2 protein-coding genes are annotated in these 2,068 nt (G+C 43.4%); one reads left to right on the top strand and one right to left on the bottom strand.

The features are described 5' to 3' along the window. Positions 1-117: 117 nt before the first annotated feature. Positions 118-438, top strand: a complete 321-nt coding sequence (locus tag AC3A14_RS11900; RefSeq protein WP_271944717.1) for a cupin domain-containing protein — start codon at positions 118-120, stop codon at positions 436-438. Positions 439-498: 60 nt separating this feature from the next. Here the strand turns inward: AC3A14_RS11900 and glgA are convergent, their stop codons facing one another. After that, positions 499-1,977 carry a glycogen synthase GlgA gene (gene glgA / locus AC3A14_RS11895; RefSeq protein WP_318719537.1) on the bottom strand — a complete coding sequence of 493 codons (1,479 nt, stop codon included), beginning with the start codon at positions 1,975-1,977 and terminating at the stop codon, positions 499-501. Positions 1,978-2,068 lie beyond the last annotated feature (91 nt).

Here is a 2,068-nt window from a genome sequence, read left to right as displayed (position 1 = left end):
AGGGAATAGGGAATAGGGAATAGGGAATAGGAAAAAACCGTTTTTACCTTTTCCTTGCATCGTCCATAAATAGTGTTCTCGAATTTTTTTGACCCTGTAAAATGAGTATTGATAATGATGAATAACCTTTTTCAGTTACCCCATCCCTTACCTAATACTGAACAGTTTGAATCTCTGCACCAGAGTGAAAATCTATTAATTGAACGGATTATTTCTACGGGACAAACTACCCCAGAAGGGCAATGGTATGACCAAGAACAAGATGAATGGGTGGTGTTGCTACAAGGGAAGGCACAACTGATGTATGAGGATAATTCTATTGTCCATTTATGTCCTGGAGATTGGGTATTTATTCCTGCTCATCAACGCCATCGAGTCAGTTATACCAGTAGCGAACCGCCTTGTATTTGGTTGGCTATTCATGGACTATTATCGTAGGGATTAGTAGGGGCAAAAAAATTTTGCTCCTACTACTCACCTCGTTTTACTCCGGCTCAACTATTTGTGACGGATATAGTCGTAGAGTCCTAGATATTGACTACCGGGATTTTTCCAAGAATAATCGTAGGCCATACCCTGAAGAACTAATTTTTGAAATTCTTTGGGATACTCATACCATAAACCGATCGCTCGATCCATGGCTGATTCGAGGGCTTCATAGTCTGTTTGATAGAATACATAACCATTTCGCTCTTCTAGCGGTTTTTCCGTATCGTAATCCCGGTCGAATACGGTATTTTGTAAGCCTCCTACCCCACGCACAATGGGCACAGTGCCATATTCCAAACCAATCATCTGGGTTAAGCCACAGGGTTCGTAGTTACTGGGAACGACAATCATATCTGCACCTGCATAGATTAAGTGGGATAATTCTTCGTTAAAGCCCAGCTCTAAATGGCAATTTGCATTTTCGTTCAAAAATAGCTTTTCATGCCAGAACCAGTCATTAATCCCTTGCTCTGTTGCCGATCCAAGTAAGACAAATTGCGCTCCCCGATGCAGGGCATAATAGATGGCATGGTGAACTAGATGCACTCCTTTTTGATCGTCTAGGCGACCGATAAAGGCAATGAGTGGTTTGTTATCATCATGGGCTAACCAAAGCTGCTCTCGCAAGGCTTTCTTATTCTTGGCTTTGTTGTTGATGGTTTTCGCTGTGTAACGATAGGGGATAAAGCGATCGACTTCTGGATTCCATACATCATAGTCAATCCCGTTGAGAACCCCACCAAATTTATAGTTGTGCAATTCTAGGGTATGTCCTAAGCCATAGCTGATATCGGAATGGCGAGCTTCCCAGGCATGGTGAGGGGAAACGGTGTTAACAAAATTAGAATAGACGATACCCCCTTTCATCATGTTAAGGGCAAAGGGATTAAAATTATCTTGGAGGCGATCGTAGTCAAAATAATAGGACTCTCGATTGAGTCCTGTTGCCCAAAGTGTATCTACCCCACCAATGCCTTGGTGCTTAAAGTTGTGGATGGTATAACAAACTCGTTGATTGCCCATGCCATGATATTGATACATTTCATAGAGCAGGACGGGTATTAAACCGGTTTGCCAGTCATGACAATGGATGATATCGGGACGCTTGTTGGTTCTGAGGAGGAATTCTAGAGCAGCTTTGGAGAAGAAGGCAAAGCGCATGTTATCGTCTTTGCAACCATAGTAGCAGCCGCGATTGAAGAAGAGGTCATCTGAGTGGGGATCGATGAAGAAACATATGCGTCCATGAACCCAACCACACATGACATCGCAGGAAATGGCAGCTCCATACCAAGGAACTTTCAGATCGTGATAGGCTTCGTGCAAACCCCAAATTTGGTCGTAGCGCATACAGTCGTATTTGGGGAGGATGATTTCTACACCGATCCCTCGAAGTTCCAATTCTCGACTCAGTCCATAAACGACATCCCCTAAACCTCCAGCTTTGATGACTGGAGCGCATTCAGAGGCGATCTGCACGATGTACATATTCACTCCTGGGTTCACAAAAGTTTATTATCTCTGCTTTTATTCAAACATGAAGTTGGGGAATGGGGAATGGGAATGGGGAATGGGGAAT

This window comes from Roseofilum sp. (assembly GCF_982964205.1).
Note: the sequence above shows the minus strand (reverse complement) of the source record. Positions and strands in the feature narration are given on the sequence as shown.